The 20,047-nt window shown below is 59.6% G+C and carries 18 protein-coding genes; 9 read left to right on the top strand and 9 right to left on the bottom strand.

Translation table 11 applies throughout. The annotated features are described in order from the left end of the window. Positions 1 to 326 precede the first annotated feature (326 nt). Complete coding sequence (gene algB, locus F8N62_RS14290) at positions 327 to 1,673, top strand: sigma-54-dependent response regulator transcription factor AlgB (RefSeq protein ID WP_150711517.1); 1,347 nt, start codon at positions 327 to 329, stop codon at positions 1,671 to 1,673. Between the two features lie 10 nt (positions 1,674 to 1,683). Next, entirely contained in the window at positions 1,684 to 3,474 is a 1,791-nt protein-coding gene (locus F8N62_RS14295) for a KinB sensor domain-containing domain (protein WP_150711518.1), read from the top strand. On the opposite strand, the gene F8N62_RS14300 is transcribed toward F8N62_RS14295, so the two are convergent. From F8N62_RS14300 to F8N62_RS14330, 7 genes are all read right to left on the bottom strand, one after another. Then, entirely contained in the window at positions 3,475 to 5,088 is a 1,614-nt protein-coding gene (locus F8N62_RS14300) for an EAL domain-containing protein (RefSeq protein ID WP_150711519.1), read from the bottom strand. 76 nt (positions 5,089 to 5,164) lie between these two features. Beyond that, positions 5,165 to 5,947 carry an N-acetylmuramoyl-L-alanine amidase gene (locus F8N62_RS14305; RefSeq protein WP_150711520.1) on the bottom strand — a complete coding sequence of 261 codons (783 nt, stop codon included), beginning with the start codon at positions 5,945 to 5,947 and terminating at the stop codon, positions 5,165 to 5,167. A 102-nt stretch (positions 5,948 to 6,049) separates the two neighbouring features. Next, positions 6,050 to 8,095: a GGDEF domain-containing protein gene (locus tag F8N62_RS14310; protein WP_150711521.1), complete on the bottom strand. Its 2,046-nt coding sequence runs from the start codon at positions 8,093 to 8,095 to the stop codon at positions 6,050 to 6,052. Further along, positions 8,096 to 8,971, bottom strand: coding sequence for an endonuclease/exonuclease/phosphatase family protein (locus F8N62_RS14315; protein WP_150711522.1), 876 nt, complete (start codon positions 8,969 to 8,971; stop codon positions 8,096 to 8,098). Between the two features lie 14 nt (positions 8,972 to 8,985). Further along, on the bottom strand, positions 8,986 to 9,627 hold the full coding sequence (gene dsbA, locus F8N62_RS14320) for a thiol:disulfide interchange protein DsbA (protein WP_150711523.1): 642 nt from the start codon (positions 9,625 to 9,627) through the stop codon (positions 8,986 to 8,988). A 200-nt stretch (positions 9,628 to 9,827) separates the two neighbouring features. Then, positions 9,828 to 10,439, bottom strand: coding sequence for a c-type cytochrome (locus F8N62_RS14325; RefSeq protein WP_150711524.1), 612 nt, complete (start codon positions 10,437 to 10,439; stop codon positions 9,828 to 9,830). A 46-nt stretch (positions 10,440 to 10,485) separates the two neighbouring features. Further along, a complete protein-coding gene (locus tag F8N62_RS14330; protein ID WP_150711525.1) occupies positions 10,486 to 10,776 on the bottom strand; it encodes a c-type cytochrome in 291 nt (96 codons plus the stop codon). A 191-nt stretch (positions 10,777 to 10,967) separates the two neighbouring features. On the opposite strand from F8N62_RS14330, the gene yihA reads away from it, so the two are divergent. Next, positions 10,968 to 11,612, top strand: a complete 645-nt coding sequence (yihA, locus tag F8N62_RS14335; RefSeq protein WP_150711526.1) for a ribosome biogenesis GTP-binding protein YihA/YsxC — start codon at positions 10,968 to 10,970, stop codon at positions 11,610 to 11,612. Positions 11,613 to 11,961: 349 nt separating this feature from the next. Here yihA and polA read toward each other — a convergent pair whose 3' ends face one another. After that, complete coding sequence (gene polA / locus F8N62_RS14340; protein WP_150711527.1) at positions 11,962 to 14,730, bottom strand: DNA polymerase I; 2,769 nt, start codon at positions 14,728 to 14,730, stop codon at positions 11,962 to 11,964. Positions 14,731 to 14,804: 74 nt separating this feature from the next. On the opposite strand from polA, the gene F8N62_RS14345 reads away from it, so the two are divergent. Further along, the gene (locus F8N62_RS14345) at positions 14,805 to 15,095 is read left to right on the top strand and encodes a DUF2782 domain-containing protein (RefSeq protein WP_150711528.1); all 291 of its coding nucleotides are present in this window, start codon (positions 14,805 to 14,807) and stop codon (positions 15,093 to 15,095) included. 57 nt (positions 15,096 to 15,152) lie between these two features. Next, the gene (locus F8N62_RS14350; protein ID WP_150711529.1) at positions 15,153 to 16,103 is read left to right on the top strand and encodes a homoserine kinase; all 951 of its coding nucleotides are present in this window, start codon (positions 15,153 to 15,155) and stop codon (positions 16,101 to 16,103) included. Positions 16,104 to 16,182: 79 nt separating this feature from the next. On the opposite strand, the gene znuA is transcribed toward F8N62_RS14350, so the two are convergent. Then, on the bottom strand, positions 16,183 to 17,103 hold the full coding sequence (znuA, locus tag F8N62_RS14355; RefSeq protein ID WP_150711530.1) for a zinc ABC transporter substrate-binding protein ZnuA: 921 nt from the start codon (positions 17,101 to 17,103) through the stop codon (positions 16,183 to 16,185). A 66-nt stretch (positions 17,104 to 17,169) separates the two neighbouring features. Between znuA and zur the strand changes: the two genes are divergently transcribed. The 4 genes from zur to F8N62_RS14375 are packed head-to-tail and all read left to right on the top strand — an operon-like array spanning position 17,170 to position 19,969. Beyond that, on the top strand, positions 17,170 to 17,652 hold the full coding sequence (zur, locus tag F8N62_RS14360) for a zinc uptake transcriptional repressor Zur (RefSeq protein WP_150711531.1): 483 nt from the start codon (positions 17,170 to 17,172) through the stop codon (positions 17,650 to 17,652). Beyond that, positions 17,652 to 18,437 carry a zinc ABC transporter ATP-binding protein ZnuC gene (znuC, locus tag F8N62_RS14365; RefSeq protein WP_150711532.1) on the top strand — a complete coding sequence of 262 codons (786 nt, stop codon included), beginning with the start codon at positions 17,652 to 17,654 and terminating at the stop codon, positions 18,435 to 18,437. Before zur ends, znuC begins: the two co-directional genes overlap by 1 nt. Beyond that, positions 18,430 to 19,218 carry a zinc ABC transporter permease subunit ZnuB gene (gene znuB / locus F8N62_RS14370; RefSeq protein ID WP_017341765.1) on the top strand — a complete coding sequence of 263 codons (789 nt, stop codon included), beginning with the start codon at positions 18,430 to 18,432 and terminating at the stop codon, positions 19,216 to 19,218. The genes znuC and znuB overlap by 8 nt, the downstream gene beginning before the upstream one ends. 37 nt (positions 19,219 to 19,255) lie before the next feature. Beyond that, the gene (locus F8N62_RS14375; protein ID WP_150711533.1) at positions 19,256 to 19,969 is read left to right on the top strand and encodes a PA5502 family lipoprotein; all 714 of its coding nucleotides are present in this window, start codon (positions 19,256 to 19,258) and stop codon (positions 19,967 to 19,969) included. Positions 19,970 to 20,047: the final 78 nt, after the last annotated feature.

Consider the following 20,047-nt stretch of genomic DNA (forward strand, 5'->3'; position numbering starts at 1 on the left):
CAATAAAATCAATGTGTTATGTGGTTTAGGAAAATCCTGTGGGACGCATCCTGCACGATGACCCCATTGGAGTCGTGCGTAATGCACGATAAATTTGTAGGAACTTTCAGAATTTTTGAATTGCGAGGAGGGCGCGGATGTCACAAAAGAAGTCAGACCAGTGCCTGGACACCGGCGATCCGATAAAAAAACAACAAAATCAGGTGATTAGCCGTAGGGTGAACAGATTGCTACTCTGAATGCGGCGGAATCGACCAGAATCAACCATGCAACTTGCCCGATTTTTCCGGGACTAACCAAGATCATTCTTTAAGGAGCGTAGGAAAATGGAATCTGCCACCGAGCATCAAGGCCGCATTCTGCTGGTGGACGACGAGTCTGCCATCCTGCGAACGTTCCGTTATTGCCTCGAAGATGAGGGTTACAGCGTCGCCACTGCCAATAGCGCGACCCAAGCTGATGCGTTGCTGCAACGCCAGGTGTTTGACTTGTGCTTCCTCGATTTGCGCCTCGGCGAAGACAACGGTCTGGATGTGTTGGCGCAAATGCGCATCCAGGCGCCATGGATGCGCGTGGTGATCGTGACCGCTCACTCGGCCGTAGATACTGCGGTGGATGCGATTCAGGCGGGCGCTGCAGATTATCTGGTCAAACCCTGCAGTCCGGATCAGTTGCGTCTCGCCACCGCCAAGCAATTGGAAGTGCGTCAACTGTCGGCGCGCCTGGAAGCGCTGGAAGGGGAGATTCGCAAACCCAAGGACGGTCTGGATTCGCACAGCCCGGCCATGAAAGTCGTGCTCGAAACTGCCCGCCAAGTGGCCAGCACCGATGCCAACATCCTGATTCTCGGTGAGTCCGGCACCGGTAAGGGCGAGCTGTCCCAGGCCATTCACGGCTGGAGCAAGCGCGCAAAGAAATCCTGCGTCACCATCAACTGCCCATCCTTGACCGCCGAGTTGATGGAAAGCGAACTCTTCGGCCACAGCCGTGGTGCGTTTACCGGCGCCAGCGAAAGCACCCTCGGGCGAGTCAATCAGGCGGACGGCGGTACGCTGTTTCTCGACGAGATCGGCGATTTTCCCCTGACGTTGCAACCAAAGTTGTTGCGTTTTATCCAGGACAAGGAATACGAGCGGGTCGGCGATCCCGTCACCCGTCGCGCCGATGTGCGCATTCTCGCGGCCACCAACCTCAATCTTGAGGACATGGTGCGCGACGGCCGTTTCCGCGAAGACTTGCTGTACCGCCTGAACGTCATCACTTTGCACCTGCCGCCATTGCGCGAGCGTCGGGAAGATATTCTCAACCTGGCTGATCGATTCCTGGCACGGTTCGTCAAGGAGTATGCGCGTCCGGCGCGGGGCTTCAGCGATGAGGCACGTGAAGCTCTGCTCAGCTACCGCTGGCCGGGGAACATTCGCGAGCTGCGCAACGTGGTGGAGCGGGCGAGCATCATTTGCCCGCAGGAGCGGGTGGAGATCAGCCATTTGGGCATGGCCGAAACCCCGGTCAACAATGCACCACGCATCGGCGCCGCGCTGAGTCTGGACGAGTTGGAAAAGGCCCACATCGGCGCCGTGCTGGCCACCGCCGACACCCTGGATCAGGCCGCCAAAACATTGGGTATCGACGCTTCGACGCTGTACCGCAAGCGCAAGCAGTACAACCTGTGAGTACTGCCCGATGAAACTAGCGATGAAGTTGCGAACTCGGCTTTTTTTGAGTATTTCCGCACTGATCACCGTCGCGCTATTGGGCCTGCTACTCGGGCTGGTCAGCGTGATGCAGATGGCCAGCACTCAGGAAGCGCTGGTTCGCAATAACTTCGTCACGCTGGACCTGGGGCTCAAATTGCGCCAGTCCTTGGGCGACCAGTTGATTCTGATGATGGGCGACAAGCCCGACCCGGCGGCTTTCGAAGCGTCCAGGCAGCATTATTTCCAACTGCTGGAGGAAGGCATCGCCCATGATCGTGGCAGCGAGGGTCCTAAATATGGATTCCTGCAAGCCAAAAACGATTACATCAGCTTCCTCCAGACCCTGGACTTGTCGAGCGATCCGTCCCATGTGCTGAGTGGTAATGATGACCTCACGGCAAAATTCAACGTGCTGCGCAATGGGTTGATCACCCAGCACAAGCACGCGCTGGAAAATATCAATGAAACGCAACGCCAGGCCCGGGACCGGGCCCTGCTGATTGCCGGGCTGCTCGGCCTGGTGGGATTGGCGGTGCTGATTATCGGCTTCGTGACGGCTCATGCCATTGCACGGCGTTTCGGCGCGCCGATTGAAGCGCTGGCCCAGGCAGCTGACGATATTGGCCAAGGCAACTTCGAGGTGACCCTGCCGATTTCCTCGGCGGCGGAAATGAATCAACTGACCAAGCGCTTCGGAATCATGGCTGAGGCGCTGCGTCAGCATCAGGCCACCAACATCGATGAATTGCTCGCCGGTCAGCAGCGCTTGCAGGCGGTGCTCGACAGCATTGACGACGGTCTGTTGATGATCGACCGCGATGGCCATCTCGAACATCTCAATCCGGTGGCGCAGCGCCAGTTGGGTTGGGACTCGGATCGTCTCGGCCAAGGCTTGGGTTCTGCGCTCGAACGTCCTGAACTGGATCAACAGCTGCAGCTGGTATTGCGCGGAGGCACGCTGGAGCGCGCGCCCGAAGACCTGAGTATCGAGGTCGATGGCGAATCCCGGCTGCTGACTTATAGCCTGACGCCGGTCAGTCATACCCAAGGTCATATCCTCGGCGCGGTGATGGTGCTGCATGACGTGACCGAGCAACGGGCGTTCGAGCGGGTGCGCAGTGAATTCGTGTTGCGCGCCTCGCATGAGCTGCGTACGCCGGTGACCGGCATGCACATGGCGTTCGGGCTGTTCCGTGAGCGCGCGCATTTCGCCGAAGATTCGCGAGAGGCCGACCTGCTCGACACCGTGAATGAAGAAATGCAGCGTCTGATGCAGCTGATCAACGACTTGTTGAATTTCTCACGCTATCAGAACGGCTTGCAGAAACTCACGCTGGCGCCATGTTCCATCGAGGAGCTGCTGGAGCAGGCGCGTCTGCGCTTTGTCGATAGGGCACAAGAACAGGGTATCGACCTGCTGGTGGAAGTGCAGGGGCCGTTACCGTGGTTGCAGGCGGATCAGCCGCAACTGGAACGGGTGCTTGATAACCTGATCGACAACGCGCTGCGCCATACCGGTGCCGATGGGCAGATTCGCTTGCAGGCGCGACGGCATGGCGAGCGGGTGATTATTAGTGTTGAGGACAACGGCGAAGGCATTGCCTACGGCCAGCAGGGAAGAATCTTCGAACCTTTTGTACAGGTCGGTCGCAAGAAGGGCGGTGCAGGGCTTGGCTTGGCGCTTTGCAAGGAAATCGTGCAATTGCACGGCGGCCGAATGGGCGTTTATTCGCGGCCGGGGCAGGGCACGCAGTTCTACATGGCGCTGGCCGTTTAATTACGCTTCGTCGTCCATACGCCGGGCCGCCAGTCGCCGGCCTCGGGTAATCAGTTCGATGAACTGCACCGCGCTCAGCGCGTGGGCGAACAACCATCCCTGTCCGAACTTGACCCCCTCACTGCTCAAAAATGCCGCTTGGGCCTCGTACTCGATGCCCTCGGCAATCACTTTGAGCTGCAGGGCCTGGGCCATGTGAATGATGTGCGGTGCCACACCACTGCTGGCGGCGTCATGCCCGAGCGCATCGATAAACGCCTTGTCGATTTTCAGGCAGTCCACCGGCAGCGTTTGCAGGTAGGCCAGGCTGCAATAGCCAGTGCCGAAGTCATCGATCAACACCTGATGCCCGACATCGCGCAGGGCTTGCAGATTTTCCCGCGCCACCACCACATCGACCAGGCCGCGTTCGGTCACTTCAAAGGCGATTTGCTTCGCCGCCACGCGATGCAATAACAGGAGGCGCGCCATCACTTGGCCGATGCGCGGCACCATGACGTCGCAGGCGGCCAGGTTGACCGAGATGTACAGTTGCGGATTGGCCCGCAACAATTGCCCGAGCTGCTCGAGCAGGCGTTGCAGGACAAAGTCGGTCATCTGGCGGATCTGGCCGGTGTTTTCCGCCATCGGAATGAACAGGTCGGGGCTGGTCAGCGTGCCGTCCGGTCTGCGCCAGCGCAGTAACGCTTCGGCCCCGACACAGTTGCGACTGTCGAGATCAAAGATCGGTTGATACAACACCTGCAATTCCCCGCGCCGTATCGCGCCGGCCAGTTCGGCGTCCAGCGACTGTCGCTGGCGCACCAGCAGGAACACCATGAAGCCGACCAATAATCCCAGCGCCAGGCTGCCCGGCACCAGCCACCACCAGCCGGCGGGCACATTCATGCCGGTACGCGGAGTGATCAGCACCAATTGGTACTCAGGGCTTTTGGTGGGCATGCGATAAATCAGGCGAGTCTGGGTGACTTGCAAGGCGTCGCTGCTATTGGGTGACCAAGGCTCGTTCGGCGGCCAGGCTTGCGCGGAGCCCAGCACCGGAATCGTGCGGGTACCGCGGTCGAGGATCACCAAAAGGCTGCTGCCCGGCGACAGGTCGACCATGTCGGTCAAATGCCCGCGCGAGGTCGCGACACGGAAATTGCCGCGGCCCAGCATGAGCGCAGCGCGATTTTCATCAGGTTCGGTGGTGGTGTTCAACCAGTAACTGTAGGTGGGGTCTTTAATGTCCGGTGGTCGTGCCAGCGACAAACCTTCCTGGCGCGGACGGTTGGAGCAGATTCTTGAGGCATCCATGTACGCGGCTTCGTAAACGAAGCGGTAATTGAAGGTGACCTGCTGCAAGGTGGCGATCATTTCGCTATTGCAGGTGCGCAGCGGTTGGGCCTCCAGATCATCGAGGCCTTCACGCAGCTGCCCGAACAACTGCTCCAGGCGCGCAAGAAAGCGCTCACCCTGGGCGTTCATCTCCTGGCTTTCTTTTTGCTCGACTTGATGTATGGCGAAAAACAGCCCGGCCGCCATCAACAATGTAGCGCTCAAGGCAGCAGCCAGCGTCGCCAAAAACCAGGGGCGATAGAACCAGCTACGAAGCGTCTCTTGAGCAGCAGGCATATTGGAATATCCGAAGAATTACCAATGAGTTATAGCTGCTGATTGGAAAAATGCCTGCACCGTCGGGCGGCCGTCATTATTTTGTCTGATTCAGCACCTGTAGAAGTGCTGCGGTTTGCGCATCTGGCAGGCCGTCGAAGCGGCTCGGTCGAAAATGCATTTGAAAGGCCCCAATCACGTGCCGGGTTGCAACATCCAGCTCGCCAGTTTGAGGCGTGGCATAACCGAGACGGGCCAACTGCCCCTGAAACCAGCTGATGCCGGGCAGTTGAGCTTCGAATTGTGCCTGTTGGCGTGCCACGGCCTGCTCGTTCGGCCAGACCCCCAGGCCTTCTGCCGCCAGGCGTTTCCAGGGGAACAACGGCCCCGGGTCCAGCTTGCGCAGAGGAGCGATGTCGCTATGACCGATGATGCTGCGGGGATTGATCGCGTAACGCTTGCTGATGTCCTTGAGCAAGACAATCAGCGACTGCACCTGAGCTTCGCTGTAGGGATACCAGAGACGCCCGCCGTTTGGAGCGTCCTTGAAACCAGGATTGACGATTTCGATGCCGATGGAGCTGGAATTAAGCCAGGTCCGGCCCTGCCATTCACTTTCCCCGGCGTGCCATGCGCGCTGACTTTCATCCATCAGCTTGTAGATCGTGGCGTTGTTGTCATCGCCGATCAGGTAGTGACTACTGACTTCGCCGCGGGTCAACAATTGCAGCGAACGTTCCAGGGAAGCGGAGGTGTAATGCACCACTACGAACTGAATGCGGCTGTCGTAATTCACCGAGGGGTTACTGGTGTCGAACCGGGGGCCGCTGGCACAACCGGCCAATAGAATCAGAGAGACGATGAGAACGAAATATTTCATGGCAGAGGACAGTACGCGCAGGACAGTAATGCAACAGTGTAACGTACTGCTCTGCACGACGACGGCCAACGCGGCGTTTTAAACAAAATGGCACAATTCGCGTTAACCCGTTTCTACCCGGTTACGGCCAGCGTGTTTGGCGCGGTACAGCGCCTGATCGGCTCTTTTAAGCACAAGATCGCTGTGTTCTCCGGGTCTGAAGGTGGTCATCCCCATTGATACGGTGATGGTCACCGGCTCGCCTTTAAAGTGAAACGGGCAGGCTTCGATTGCCGCGCGAAGGTGTTCCAGCAGTTTTGCGCCGACGGCTGGCACTGTTCCCGGCATCAACAGCACAAACTCCTCACCGCCAAATCGGGCGATGAAATCCGTCCCCCGCAAGCGCTTGCGCAGCACGCCGGCGATGATTTTCAGTACTTTGTCGCCGGCGAGGTGCCCGTAGTTGTCATTGATGCGTTTGAAGTGATCGAGGTCGAGCATGGCCAGCAGAAGCGTGTTGCCGTGCTGCTGCCATTGACTGATTTCATGGTCGAGGCGTTCACTCCACGCGGCCCGGTTTGGCAGGCTGGTCAGCGGGTCGATCAGGGCTTTCTGGCGCTGCTCTTCTAGATGCTCGCGATAGCCCAGCGCTTCCTGTTCCATGTGCGCAACCCGTTCAGCCAGGCCCTGCAGACGGGCCGCCACTTCCTGCTCGCGCTCGTCGCGTTGCTTCTGGTGCTGATCCATGGTGCCGAGCAAACCTTCGAGGTGGTTTTCCAGGACGTGTTTGAGATCGTCCAGGTCTGCGGCCTCCTGCATGCTGCTCTGCAAACCATCGACCTGCTCACGGATCTGCGTGTCCATCTCCCGTGCGGCAGAGCGATTGTCCGCATGCCCGTCGCTGGCAGCCTGCAAGTTGCTCTGGAATGACTCGAGTCGTTCGTTGAGCTGCTGCAAGTAGGCTTCAAACTCGTGCTGGCCGCTGTTGTTGATTGCCAGCATCAAGGTTGCCAGATCGTCGAGGATCGGCAGTAACTCGTACCAATTCAAACCATTTTGCAGGCGATCACGCATCGCTTCCGCCTGCGGGCGGTGACGCTCGGGTAACGACAGATCGTCGAGCAGGCCCAGCAACGTTGCTTCAATGTGTTTGGCGACAGAGCTGTAGGACGGCTCAGGCGAGTCCGGCAGGGCGTAAAGAATATCGTGTTCGGGTTGTTCAGGATCGATGGCAGCCAGCGTCTGGGCCATGGCCGAGGGCAGTGGCAGGCTGTCGGAAAAAACACTCGGCGCCAGCTCGTCGGGGTTGATGGCCGATTGAGTCTGAGCAGCCAGGTTAGCGACGGCGGGTGCGGACGGTTCGATATCCGTTTGGGGCGGCGTTTGAGGAGCGTCGAGCACTGGCGGGATACATGCCACGGCTTCTGTGGGTGAGAGCAGGGTGGCGGTGGGTGGCTCGATCACTAATGGTTCGGATTCGACCGTTGCAGCGACCGGCACCGCAACGTTCGGCGCTTCCAGCGCTGGTGCTGCTTCGACAGGGGCTTGTGGAGTGTCGGCAGGTGACGGCGCGACCGCATCGACCGGCAGCGGGGCAGTCACCGGGACTTGCGGGGTGACTACCTGCGGCGTCGCATCTTCCGCGTCACGACCGCCAAACAATCGCTGCAACAAACCCGGCCGACCCGGTTCTGCCGGGTTCTCCAGCTGACTCAGGGCTTTGCCTTGCAAGCTGCTCAATTCGCTGAGCAGCAGGGGAATCTCACGCGCCTGATCGACGCGTCCGTCCAGCTGTTTGGCGAAGGTTTTCAGCGGTCGGCTCACTTCCCGGGGCAGCGGCAAGGTTTGCAGCTGCGCGACCAGTGAAGTCAGTGCGGCACTGGTCTGATTGACCCGGGTTTCACGGCGTTGCTCGGAGTCGAGTACGGCTTTTTCCAGGCGCGGAAGCAGGGCGGCCAGACCGGCGTCCATGTCGTTGGTGCGGATGACTTCGCGCATTTCTTTCATGCATTGGTCAACCGCGCGGTCGGTGCCCTCGGCCGCCAGTGTGCTGCGCACCAAGCCTCGGCGCAGCAGGTCGAGTCGGGCGTCCCAGCGACGTTCGAGCTTTTCCTGTTGTTCGATGCTTTTAAGGTACTTCTCTTTCCAGCGCTGTGCTTCTTCGCTCATTCATGGGGTCCGCGAGGGGGCAGGACTCAGCGCGGGGAATGCATCGGCCGTGAGCGAACCCGGCAGACGAATCTCTACCGCGACCGGCAAGTGATCGGAAATGGGTTGGGCCAGCACTTCGACCTTTTCCAGGGTCAAGGTCGGGCTCAGCAGAATATGGTCCAGGCAGCGTTGGGGACGCCAGCTCGGAAAGGTCGCTTCGAGTTGCGGCGCCAACAGGCCAAGGTCGCGCAACGGCGAGTTTTGCAACAAGTCACTGGCGTGGGTGTTCATGTCGCCCATCAACACCTGATGCTTGTAACCGCCGATCAACTCGCGGATGTAAGCCAGTTGCATGCTGCGGGTACGAGCCCCAAGCGCCAGGTGCATCATCACCACCACCAGCGCTTCCGGACCTTCACCGAAACGCACCAGGATGGCCCCGCGACCCTTGGGCCCCGGCAGTGGATGATCTTCAATCGCCCACGGGCGCAGGCGGCTGAGCACGCCATTGCTGTGCTGGCCGAGGCGACCGAGGTTGCGATTGAGTTGTTGATACCAGTAGGGGAAGGCGCCGAGTTGCGCCAGGTGTTCGACCTGATTGACGTAGCCGGATCGCATGCTGCCGCCATCGGCTTCCTGCAGGGCGACCAGATCGAAGTCACCCAGCAGATCGCCGATCTTTTGCAGGTTGCCGGCACGCCCGGTATGCGGCAACAGATGCTGCCAGCCCCGGGTCAGGTAATGCCTATACCGCTCGGTACTGATGCCGACCTGGATATTGAAACTGAGCAAGCGCAGACGACTGTCTGCCGGCAAGCCCGTCGATTCCAGATGATGCTCGTTGACCCGTGGATCATGCAGGCCAACAACACGTTCAGTTCCCCAGCGGCGCATGGCAGGCCCCGGGCTTAGTTGGCGGCAGCCTTGGTAGCCGCTCGCTCTTGGTCGACCAGTTTGTCGGCCAGTTTCAGCGCTTGTTCGGCACCACCGGCAGAGCCCACGTCAAAGCGATACTTGCCGTTGACGACCATGGTTGGAACGCCGGAGATTTCATACTTCTTGGCCAGCTCGCGAGCCTTGTTGATCTGGCCCTTGATGGCGAAGGAATCAAAAGTCGCCAGGAACTTGTCCTTGTCTACGCCTTGAGTCGCCAGGAAGTCGGCCATTTCATTTTTGTCGACGAGCTTCTTGTGTTCTTTCTGAATCGCATTGAAGACCGCTGCGTGAACCTTGTTCTCGACGCCCATGGCTTCCAGGGTCAGGAACATTTGGCCGTGTGCGTCCCATGGACCGCCGAACATCGCAGGAATACGCACGAAGTTCACGTCGGAAGGCAGCTTCTCGGCCCAAGGATTGATCACTGGTTCGAACGCGTAGCAATGCGGGCAGCCATACCAGAACAGCTCCACCACTTCGATCTTGCCAGGCACAGCGACCGGAACCGGATTGCTCAGTTCGACATAAGGGGCGGCGGGTGCTTCTGCGGCTTGGGCAGTCATGCCGAACAGGCTGGCAGCGACGAGTGCGGCGCTGATGATCAGATTACGCATGCTTTACTCCTGGACAATTTTGGTCGCCTCGCGCGACCTGTTTTCAGACAAGTCATGGCGGGCGTGAGTTCTGTAGTGTAACGGCAGCGGCCACAAAAAAGGGCGGCCTGAGCCACCCTTTTTATACTTGCTGCGACGGATTAATAGAGCGTTAACGTTGCAGGAGATGTACGTCCTGCACGGTGCCCGATCCGCCGGTCTTAGTGCAGGCCCTGAATGTAGCTGGAGACTGCGGCGATGTCTTCGTCGCTCAGGCGTTTGGCAATGGTCTGCATGGTTTTGGTGTCGCCATCGTTGGCGCGGCCGCCTTCTTCCTTGCGGAAGTCGGTCAGTTGCTTGGCGATGTATTGAGCGTGCTGGCCGCCCAGGTGCGGGAAACCGGCCGCTGCGTTGCCTGCGCCATTGGGTGCGTGGCAGCCGGTGCAGGCTGGGAGGCCCTTGGCCAGGTCGCCACCACGGAACAGAGCCTCACCGCGAGCCACGACTTTAGGGTCGGCGGCGCCGACGCTGCCTTTCTGGCTGGCGAAATAGGCGGAGATATCAGCCAGGTCCTGATCGCTCAGGTTGGTCAGCAGGCCGGTCATTTCCAGCACCGTGCGTTTGCCGGACTTGATGTCGTGCAACTGCTTGTTCAGATAACGCTCGCCCTGACCTGCCAGTTTCGGAAAGTTAGGCGCCATGCTGTTGCCATCCGGGCCATGACAGGCGCCACATACTGCGGCTTTCGCCTGACCAGCTGTTGCATCACCTGCAGCATGGGCTATGCCGGAGATCCCCACGGTCAACAGCAGACTCACGATCAATTTGTTCATCAGCTAATCCAACTACGGCTAAGGGTTAAAGAGTTATGGGCCGGGATCACTCGCTCATCCACTGGATGATGGCTTGGTAATCCTCGGCACTGCAGTCCATGCACAAACCACGCGGCGGCATCGCCTTGAAACCCTGGGTCACGTGTTGCACCAGCGTCTCCATACCTTTCGCCAACCTCGGCGTCCAAGCGTCCTGATCGCCCTTTCTGGGCGCCATTGGAAGTTGGCCGGAATGACAGGCGCCACAAACACGGTTGTACACAGCTTCCGGATCCTGTGTAGCCTGAGCGCTGTAAAGCGGCATCAAGACACCGGCAGCTAGCAGCCATTTCGTCATAAAACGACCTTTTCAGGGTTGAGAGCATTCTGCGTTCTAGTGCGCAATCAAGGTCAATCGCTCTCGTGAACTTCATCCTACGCTGGGACAAAGCGCACACAAAATCTGCGGCATTATATACTGGCGTCACTGAAACGGAAACGACACCGCTTGCCGCGTCCATTCCCGGCGCCGCCCACATCGGAAATCTCATGCAACTCAAGAACCCTATCCTCGGCCTGTGCCAACAGTCCACCTTCATGCTCAGCGCCGCCAAAGTCGATCAATGCCCCGACGATGAAGGCTTTGAAGTGGCCTTTGCCGGGCGCTCCAACGCCGGTAAATCCAGCGCGTTGAACACCCTGACGCATGCCAGCCTGGCGCGGACCTCGAAAACCCCGGGTCGCACGCAACTCTTGAACTTCTTCAAGCTAGACGATGATCGGCGTCTGGTCGACCTGCCGGGCTACGGTTACGCGAAAGTGCCTATCCCGCTGAAGCTGCACTGGCAGCGTCACCTGGAAGCGTATCTGGGTGGTCGCGAGAGTTTGAAAGGGTTGATTCTGATGATGGACATCCGTCATCCAATGACCGATTTCGACCTGTTGATGCTCGACTGGGCGGTCGCCAGCGGCATGCCGATGCACATTCTGCTGACCAAAGCGGACAAGCTGACCTACGGCGCGGCAAAAAACGTCCTGCTCAAAGTGCAGTCGGACATCCGTAAAGGCTGGGGCGATGCGATCTCCATCCAGCTGTTTTCGGCGCCAAAGCGCTTGGGCCTGGAAGACGCCTACACTGTACTGGCGGACTGGATGGAATTGGCAGACAAGGGCGCGGAGCAGGCCGGGCAATAAATCGCAGGCAAAAAAAACCCCGGACTTCTATGGGGAGGGGGAAGTTCCGGGGTTCAAGTTCCGGACCGTTAGGGCGGGGTCCAGATATCTGCCAACACTTAACACAACATTAGGAGCATCGAACGGCTTCACCAGCCATTCAGTAACTCTGAGTGGCAGTTCACAGGATTAGTTCCGGGACCTCAAAAACCATTTGAAATAAGCCGGATCATTTACCGAACTAAACGCGCCACTCCCCTGTAGGAGCGAGCTTGCTCGCGATGGACGACAGAACACCGCCGGGTATCAGACTTTCAGCGTTATCGTTAACGACCATCGCGAGCAAGCTCGCTCCTACAGAAAGCGGGGATCAGTGGGCTTCGTCCCAGTTGTTACCCACGCCAACCTCTACCAGTAGCGGCACATCCAGCTTTGCCGCGTCGCTCATGTGCGTGCGGATTTCGTCGCGAACCTGGTCGATCAGGTCCTCCCGCACCTCAAGCACCAGTTCATCGTGTACCTGCAAGATGACTTTGGCGTCCAGGCCCGAGGACGTCAGCCAGTTATCCACAGCCACCATGGCCTTCTTGATGATGTCTGCCGCGGTGCCTTGCATCGGCGCGTTGATCGCCGTGCGTTCGGCACCTTTGCGCAGGGCCGGATTTTTCGCGTTGATTTCCGGCAGGTACAAGCGACGCCCGAAAATGGTTTCGACAAAACCCTGTTCGGCGGCCTGGGCGCGGGTGCGCTCCATGTATTCCAGCACGCCAGGGTAGCGGGCGAAGTAGCGGTCGATGTAAGCCTGGGACTGTTTGCGATCCACGCCGATCTGCTTGGCCAGGCCAAACGCGCTCATGCCGTAGATCAAACCGAAGTTGATGGCTTTGGCGCTGCGACGCTGATCCGTGGTGACTTGCTCCAGCTCGACGCCGAACACTTCGGCAGCGGTGGCTCTGTGCACGTCCAGGTCATTGCGGAAGGCGTGCAGCAGGCCTTCGTCCTTGGCCAGGTGGGCCATGATCCGCAATTCGATTTGCGAGTAGTCCGCTGCCAATAGTTTGTAGCCTTTTGGCGCAACGAACGCCTGCCGAATCCGCCGCCCTTCAGCAGTGCGGATCGGAATGTTCTGCAGGTTCGGATCAATGGAAGACAAACGTCCGGTGGCAGCGACGGCTTGCTGATAGTTCGTATGAATGCGCCCGGTGCGCGTGTTGATTTGCTCGGGCAGACGATCGGTGTAGGTACTTTTGAGTTTGCTCAGCGAGCGGTACTGCATCAGTACCTTGGGCAATGGGTAATCTTGTTCAGCCAGCTCGGCTAACACCGCCTCGGCCGTCGAAGCCTGGCCTTTCGCGGTTTTGCTGAGTACCGGCAAACCGAGCTTTTCATACAGGATCACGCCCAATTGCTTCGGCGAGCCGAGGTTGAATTCCTCGCCAGCAATGGCAAATGCCTCACGCTCCAGGGCGACCAGTTTCTCACCCAACTCCACGCTCTGGATTCCCAGCAATTTGGCGTCCACCAGCGCACCCTGGCGTTCGATCCGGGCCAGTACGGGCATCAACGGCATTTCAATGTCGTTGAGCACCTTGCCCAGGCTTGGGGTCGCCGCGAGTTTTTCCTGCAATGCCAGATGCAGGCGGAAAGTGACGTCGGCATCTTCCGCAGCATAAGGGCCGGCCAGCTCCAGGGAGAGCTGATCGAAGGTCAGCTGCTTGACGCCCTTGCCGGCAATTTCCTGGATATCAGTCTTGCTTTGGCCCAGGTATTTCAGCGCCAGGCTGTCCATGTCGTGGCGGGTGGCGGTCGAGTCGAGCACGTAGGATTCGAGCATGGTGTCGTAGGCAATGCCCTGAACGGCAATCCCGTTGTTCTGATCGCCGCCGATGGCGCAGTTCGCGAGGATGTTGGTATCGAATTTGGCGTGCTGGCCGACTTTGAGCTTGTCCGGGTTTTCCAGAAGTGGCTTCAATGCCAGCAGAACGGTGTCGCGATCCAGCTGTTCGGGTACGCCCATGTAGGAATGGGTCAGCGGAATGTAGGCCGCTTCGTTAATCGCGACGGAAAACGACAGACCCACCAATTGCGCGTGCTGAGCGTCGGTGCCGTTGGTTTGCGTCACGAAGGCGATCAGTGGCGCCTTGTCGAGTTTGTCCAGCCAGGCTTCGAAGCGTATTGGGTCAAGGATGGTTTCGTACTGGGCTTCAACAGCGTCCGGCTGCTCTTGAACGACCTCGACAATTTCCTGACCGGAACGCTTGGCGTCGCGCTGGTTGTCGTCGAACCAGCTTTTAAACTCGAGCAGGGTGTAGAGCTCGGCGAGCTTGTCGTGATCCGGTGTGCCCATTTGCAGGTCATCGAGGCCGATGTCCAGTGGCACGTCGATCTTGATCGTCGCCAGCTTATAAGAGAGGAATGCCATCTCTTTGTGCTCTTCGAGCTTGGCTGGCAGCGTCTTGGCGCCGCGGATCGGCAGGGTCGGGACGATATCGAGCTGCGCATAGAGCTCGGTCAGGCCGCCGTTTACACCCACCAGCAAGCCAGAGGCCGTCTTCGGACCAATACCCGGTACGCCCGGAATGTTGTCGGAAGAATCACCCATCAGCGCCAGATAATCGATGATCTGCTCGGGAGCGACACCGAATTTCTCCTTCACGCCCTCTACGTCCAGCGCGCTACCGGTCATGGTGTTGACCAAGGTAATGTGGCCGTCGACCAGTTGCGCCATGTCCTTGTCGCCGGTGGAGATCACCACCGGGCGGTCGGCTGCTGCGCTGCTGCGCGCCAGCGTGCCGATCACGTCATCGGCCTCGACGCCATCGACGCACAACAGCGGGAAGCCCAGCGCTTTCACGCTCTGGTGCAATGGCTCGATCTGCACGCGCATGTCGTCGGGCATGCTCGGGCGATTGGCTTTGTATTCGGCGTACATGTCATCGCGAAACGTCCCACCCTTGGCGTCGAACACCACGGCGAACGGACTGTCCGGGTACTGCTTGCGCAGACTCTTGAGCATGTTCAACACGCCTTTGACGGCGCCGGTCGGCAGACCTTTGGAGGTGGTCAGCGGCGGCAGGGCGTGAAAGGCGCGGTACAGGTAAGAAGAACCGTCCACCAGGACGAGGGGGGCTTGGCTCATGAGCAGGATCAACCTTTTCGGCGGGTCCGGCGCTAGAATAGCGGGACCGTTGACGACAAAGGGACAAGGTTATCATGCGCACACTAAATCGCTTGCTGCTGGCTGGCTTGTTTGCAACCGTTCCACTGGCTGTCATGGCGGCGGACGATGCACCGACCTCGGAGCCCGACGTCACGATCCGCACGGAAGGGGACAAGGTCATTCAGGAATACCGCCAAAACGGTTTCCTGTACGCGATCAAGGTCACGCCGAAGGGCGCGCCGCCCTATTTTCTGGTGCGCGCCGACGGGACGGATGCAAACTTCATCCGCTCGGACCAGCCGGATATGCTGATTCCGTCGTGGAAGATTTTTGAGTGGAAGTAGTTTCTTAATTCAATCGGCGCCGGCTCAAGCAGCGGCGCCCGTACTGGCAGTTAAAACATGTCTGTGTTCACCCCGCTGGCTCGGCCCGAGCTGGAAACCTTTCTCGCCCCATACGGGCTCGGCCGCCTGCTTGATTTCCAGGGGATTGCCGCCGGTAGCGAAAACACCAATTTCTTTATCAGCCTGGAGCAGGGCGAGTTTGTCCTGACCCTGGTTGAGCGTGGCCCGGTGCAGGAAATGCCGTTCTTCATCGAGTTGCTCGATGTGCTGCACGACGCCAACCTGCCGGTGCCCTACGCCCTGCGCACCACTGACGGCATCGCGTTGCGCGAACTGGCCGGCAAACCTGCCCTGTTGCAACCACGTCTGGCGGGCAAGCACATCAAGGTCGCCAACGCGCAGCATTGCGCTCAAGTGGGTGAGCTGCTCGGGCACCTGCACCTGGCAACGCAGGCCAACATGATCAAGCGCAAAACCGATCGGGGCCTGGACTGGATGCTGGAGGAGGGCACACAGCTGTTGTCGCACCTGAATGCCGGGCAGAGCGATTTGCTGCAACGGGCGCTGGACGAAATCACTCAGCAGAAGACGAAAATTCTGGCACTGCCGCGCGCCAACATCCACGCCGACCTGTTCCGCGATAACGCGATGTTCGAAGGCACGCACCTGACCGGGCTGATCGATTTCTACAACGCGTGCTCCGGGCCGATGCTCTATGACGTGGCGATCGCCTTGAACGATTGGTGTTCGGATGACGACGGGGTGATTGATGGGCCACGGGCGCGGGCAATGCTCGGGGCTTATGCGGCGTTGCGGCCGTTCACCGCAGCCGAGGCGGAGTTGTGGCCGACGATGCTGCGGGTGGCGTGTGTGCGGTTCTGGTTGTCGCGGTTGATTGCGGCGGAGTCATTCGCCGGCCAGGACGTGCTGATTCATGATCCGATGGAGTTTCAGCAGCGGTTGGCGCAGCGGCAGAAGGTTAGTACGCCGCTACCGTTCGCCCTTTAAGGTCAAAAGATCGCAGCCTTCGGCAGCTCCTACCTTGATCGGTGTAGGTGCTGCCGAAGGCTGCGATCTTTTTTGGGGGTTACAGCGATTCCAGACACCCCGCCAATTCATTCCCCAACTTTTCCAGTACCTGTTCATACCCCTGAGCAGTCGCCGGCGTGTACCCCCCAAGCGCATCCAGTTCCGCGAGTTTGACGGGCAACCCCGCCACCAGCGTCTCCGCCAGGCGCGGGCGCAACGGCGGCTCACTGAACACACAGGTTTTGCCGACTTCCTGCAACCGCGTGCGCATCGCCGCGACGTGCTGGGCGCCGGGCTGCACCTCGGCGGCAACGCTGAACACGCCAGTGTGCTTGAGGCCGTAGGCGTCTTCGAAATAGTCGAACGCTTCATGGAACACAAAGTACGGTTTGCCCGCGATACCGGCCAAGCGTGCTTTCAAGCGCAGGTCCAGCGCATTCAGGCGCTCATCGAACGCCTTGAGGTTGTTCTGATATCGCGCCGCGTTGGCAGGATCGGCAGCACTCAAATCAGCCGCCATTTTCGTCGCGATCACCCGAGCGTTGACCGGTGACAACCACAAATGTGCGTCCAGGCTGCCCGGACGGTGATCGTGGTCGTGCTCGTCCGCCTCTTCGGCATGGGAATGACTGTCCTCAGCGAAACGCCGCAATTTCAGCCCCGGCAAATCCTGCACCGAGACGCTCGGCAGCGTACGACTATTCAGTACGCGGGGCAGGAAACCTTCCATGTCCGGGCCAATCCAGTACAGCAGATCCACCGATTGCACTTTCCGTACGTCGGATGGGCGCAATGCATAGTTATGCGGCGAAGCACCTGGCGGCAGTAACACCTCGGGAATCGCCACACCGTCCTGCACCGCAGCAGCGATCAGCTGTAGCGGCTTGATGCTAGTGAGGACTTTGACCTCGGCCTGAGCAGAACCGATGAGCAGAAAACTGGCGACAAATGCGACAAAAATAGAAAAAAGTCGGGACACGATGACCACTCGAAGAGGCGAGAACGGGTAACATAATAACGTCTCTCACAAAAATCGTCTCCGCTCATGCCTAAAACACCGATTGCCAGCCGTCCCCACGACCACTCTCATTGCGTCCATAGCGCACTGTCCGAGGCCGATACCCTGTGCGCACGTCAAGGCCTGCGCCTGACCGCCCTGCGCCGGCGAGTGCTGGAACTGGTGTGGCAGAGCCACAAACCACTGGGCGCATACGACATACTGGCTGTGCTCAGCGAGCAGGACGGCCGCCGTGCCGCGCCGCCGACTGTCTACCGCGCGCTGGATTTCCTGCTGGAAAACGGCCTCGTGCACCGCATCTCCTCGCTGAATGCCTTCGTTGGCTGCAACCACCCGGAGCACGCCCACCAAGGCCAGTTCCTGATCTGCCGCGAATGCCACGCCGCCATCGAACTCGAACAGAAGTCCATCAGCGACGCGATCATTGGCAGCGCCATGGATGTCGGATTTGTGGTCGAGAGCCAGACGGTCGAAGTGGTCGGTGTCTGCTCGGGTTGCCAGGGGGCTTGATGAGCAACGCGCTGATCCGTCTCGAGCAGGTCGCCGTGACTTTTGCCGGGCAAAACGTGCTGGATAACATTGAGCTGAGCGTCGAGCCGGGGCAGATCGTCACCCTGATCGGCCCCAACGGTGCCGGCAAAACCACCCTCGTACGCGCGGTGCTCGGCTTGTTGAAGCCGGACAGCGGCAGCGTGTGGCGCAAGCCAAAGTTGCGGGTGGGTTACATGCCGCAAAAACTTCACGTCGATCCGACGCTGCCCCTGTCGGTGCTGCGCTTCTTGCGGCTGGTGCCCGGCGTGGATCGCACGCGCGCCCTGGCCGCACTCAAGGAAGTCGGTGCCGAGCAGGTCATCGACAGCCCGGTGCAAAGTGTTTCCGGTGGTGAGATGCAGCGGGTGTTGCTGGCCCGGGCGCTGCTGCGCGAGCCGGAATTACTGGTGCTCGACGAGCCGGTGCAAGGCGTCGACGTGGCGGGGCAGGCCGAGTTGTACAGCCTGATCACTCGTCTGCGCGACCGTCACGGCTGCGGCGTGTTGATGGTTTCCCATGATTTGCACTTGGTCATGAGCACCACCGATCAGGTGGTCTGCCTTAACCGGCACGTCTGCTGTTCCGGCCATCCCGAGCAGGTCAGCGGCGATCCGGCGTTCGTCGAGCTGTTCGGAAAGAACGCCCAAAGCCTGGCGATTTATCACCACCACCACGACCACGCCCATGATCTGCATGGCTCGGTTGTCAGCGCGGCCCCGTCGGCCCAACCTCACGTTCACGGAGATGGCTGCAAGCATGGCTGATTTTCTGCTCTACGCCCTGCTTGCAGGCCTGGCTCTGGCGTTAGTCGCGGGCCCGCTGGGTTCGTTCGTGGTCTGGCGGCGCATGGCGTATTTTGGCGACACCTTGTCCCATGCGGCCCTGCTCGGCGTGGCGTTGGGCTTTTTGCTGGATGTCAGCCCGACAGTGGCGGTCACCGTCGGCTGTTTGCTGTTGGCGGTGTTGCTGGTGACCTTGCAACAGCGCCAACCGCTGGCGTCTGACACCCTTTTGGGAATTCTCGCACCGAGCACGCTCTCTTTGGGACTTGTCGTACTAAGCTTCATGCACGAAGTGCGGATCGACCTGATGGCGTATCTGTTCGGCGATTTGCTGGCAATCAGTCCGACCGATCTGGCGTGGATCCTCGGCGGCAGTGCTGCCGTCCTGGCCCTGCTGGTGACGTTATGGCGACCCTTGCTGGCGATCACGGTGCATGAAGAGCTGGCGAGGGTGGAAGGTTTACCGGTACCGGCGCTGCGCCTGACCTTGATGTTGCTGATCGCCGTTGTTATTGCCGTGGCGATGAAAATCGTCGGTGTGTTGCTGATTACGTCGCTGCTGATCATCCCGGCCGCTGCGGCACAACGTCACGCCCGGTCGCCGGAGCAGATGGCATTGGGCGCGAGCCTGCTGGGCATGCTCGCGGTGTGTGGCGGGTTGGCGTTGTCCTGGTTCAAGGACACCCCGGCGGGCCCATCGATTGTTGTGACGGCCGCCGCACTGTTTCTGCTGAGTTTTGTCCTGCCCCGTCGAGGGGTGTAGACTTGCTCGTTTTTTGCGCAAATAGAGAGTCGCAGGAATGAAGCTGTCAGCCTCCCGTTATCTGCTCCTTGTCGCATTTTCGCTGCTACTGGGCGCCTGCCAAAGCACGCCACCGGCCACTGAGGTCAGTGATGCGCGGGCCGCGGCCATCGCGCAGCTGGAACAAAGCCTGGCCAGCAGTGAGCTGGCCACCGCTGAAGGGCAATTGGCTGCGTTGCAGACCGAGTCACCGAACGATCAATCCCTGGAGCAATACCAGCGTCAGTTGGCCGAGGCGTATTTGCTGCGCAGTCGGATCGTCCTGCAAAAGGGCGATGTGAATGCAGCCGCGACGGCGCTGAGTCGCGCTCGGGCGTTGATGCCCAAAGCGCCGGCGCTAACCGGTGGCGTCAACAACGCCATCGTCAATGCGCGCAAGGCCGAGCTGGACAAGGCCGAAGCAGCGCTCAAGGCTGCCGAAGCCAAACCGCAGGCGAAGGTGATTGATCCGACCGCCGAGAGCACCACGGTCGCCTTGAACCTCACCGACATGAGCAAACTTCGCCGCCAGTTGGACGCGATTGCGACCGACGTGGTGAATTATCAGTGTGACGTGAGTATTCAGGCGCCGCGCACGCAGGACTATCCGTGGTTGGCGACGTTACTGACCAAGCGCGTGAAGAAGCTGGATGCTGAGTTTGAGCTGAATCTGCAAAAGCAGATTTTGCGCAATGTTCCGGCGCAGATTGTTCTGAGTCCGCGTAAACCTTAAAAGCTTCGTCGGATCGCCGCCCGGAGCCGGCTCGCTCCCACAGGACTTATGTCGTTTATGAGAACGACACTGGACCTG

The sequence above is a fragment of the Pseudomonas fluorescens genome, from assembly GCF_902497785.1.
Taxonomy (GTDB): domain Bacteria; phylum Pseudomonadota; class Gammaproteobacteria; order Pseudomonadales; family Pseudomonadaceae; genus Aquipseudomonas; species Aquipseudomonas fluorescens_BO.

Bases quoted from the DNA above. Each gene is read 5' to 3' on its own strand.
- F8N62_RS14350 (WP_150711529.1), top strand. From the start codon at position 15,153: ATGTCTGTGTTCACCCCGCTGGCTCGGCCCGAGCTGGAAACCTTTCTC.
- F8N62_RS14330 (WP_150711525.1), bottom strand. From the start codon at position 10,776: ATGACGAAATGGCTGCTAGCTGCCGGTGTCTTGATGCCGCTTTACAGC.
- yihA (WP_150711526.1), top strand. From the start codon at position 10,968: ATGCAACTCAAGAACCCTATCCTCGGCCTGTGCCAACAGTCCACCTTC.
- F8N62_RS14295 (WP_150711518.1), top strand. From the start codon at position 1,684: ATGAAACTAGCGATGAAGTTGCGAACTCGGCTTTTTTTGAGTATTTCC.
- F8N62_RS14345 (WP_150711528.1), top strand. From the start codon at position 14,805: ATGCGCACACTAAATCGCTTGCTGCTGGCTGGCTTGTTTGCAACCGTT.
- algB (WP_150711517.1), top strand. From the start codon at position 327: ATGGAATCTGCCACCGAGCATCAAGGCCGCATTCTGCTGGTGGACGAC.
- F8N62_RS14325 (WP_150711524.1), bottom strand. From the start codon at position 10,439: ATGAACAAATTGATCGTGAGTCTGCTGTTGACCGTGGGGATCTCCGGC.
- polA (WP_150711527.1), bottom strand. From the start codon at position 14,730: ATGAGCCAAGCCCCCCTCGTCCTGGTGGACGGTTCTTCTTACCTGTAC.
- dsbA (WP_150711523.1), bottom strand. From the start codon at position 9,627: ATGCGTAATCTGATCATCAGCGCCGCACTCGTCGCTGCCAGCCTGTTC.
- F8N62_RS14305 (WP_150711520.1), bottom strand. From the start codon at position 5,947: ATGAAATATTTCGTTCTCATCGTCTCTCTGATTCTATTGGCCGGTTGT.
- znuB (WP_017341765.1), top strand. From the start codon at position 18,430: ATGGCTGATTTTCTGCTCTACGCCCTGCTTGCAGGCCTGGCTCTGGCG.
- F8N62_RS14315 (WP_150711522.1), bottom strand. From the start codon at position 8,971: ATGCGCCGCTGGGGAACTGAACGTGTTGTTGGCCTGCATGATCCACGG.
- F8N62_RS14310 (WP_150711521.1), bottom strand. From the start codon at position 8,095: ATGAGCGAAGAAGCACAGCGCTGGAAAGAGAAGTACCTTAAAAGCATC.
- znuC (WP_150711532.1), top strand. From the start codon at position 17,652: ATGAGCAACGCGCTGATCCGTCTCGAGCAGGTCGCCGTGACTTTTGCC.
- zur (WP_150711531.1), top strand. From the start codon at position 17,170: ATGCCTAAAACACCGATTGCCAGCCGTCCCCACGACCACTCTCATTGC.
- F8N62_RS14300 (WP_150711519.1), bottom strand. From the start codon at position 5,088: ATGCCTGCTGCTCAAGAGACGCTTCGTAGCTGGTTCTATCGCCCCTGG.
- F8N62_RS14375 (WP_150711533.1), top strand. From the start codon at position 19,256: ATGAAGCTGTCAGCCTCCCGTTATCTGCTCCTTGTCGCATTTTCGCTG.